Below are 559 nucleotides of genomic sequence, written 5' to 3'. Positions count from 1 at the left end.
CATCATCTGGATCAGGGTTGTCATTTCAAGGCCACTGGTGGGGCCGGTATGGATGCGTTCGCCGTCACGCATCACAGTAATGTAGTCAGCAATCTGGAAGACCTCGTCCAGACGGTGCGAAATATAGACAATTGCGACACCCCGCCGCTTGAGCTCGCCCAAGATGCCGAACAGCCGCTGCGCCTCGCGCTCTGTGAGCGCTGCCGTGGGCTCGTCCATGATGACGATACGCGCGTCGTGCATCAGCGCGCGTGCAATCTCTACCATTTGAGCATTCGCGCCCGAGAGCGAGCGTATTGGCGCATCAACGTCGATTGCAATATCGAGCCGCGCGAAGGCGGAGAGTGCGGCGCCCCGCATCGCCGCCCAGTCAAAGGTGCCGAAGCGGGTTCGCGGCCTCTTCCGTCCGACGAAGAGATTCTCGACAATCGACAGATCGGGGAACAGATCGAGCTCTTGCGGCACCATTGCAATGCCTTCGGCTTCCGCGATGCGGGGTGATGTCAGCGTCACGACTCGTCCGAAGACCTCTACCTGGCCCTCGTCGGGGAGGTGGACT

The 559-nt window shown here is 60.8% G+C and carries 1 protein-coding gene; it reads right to left on the bottom strand.

The window, feature by feature from the left end; all coding sequences use genetic code 11:
• Window positions 1-559 (bottom strand): ATP-binding cassette domain-containing protein (locus tag GSQ92_RS27190; protein WP_216857001.1); only part of this gene is annotated, 559 nt, incomplete at both ends.

The organism is Acidisoma sp. S159 (genome assembly GCF_009766125.1).
In the GTDB taxonomy this organism is placed as follows: domain Bacteria; phylum Pseudomonadota; class Alphaproteobacteria; order Acetobacterales; family Acetobacteraceae; genus Acidisoma.
Note: the sequence above shows the minus strand (reverse complement) of the source record. Positions and strands in the feature narration are given on the sequence as shown.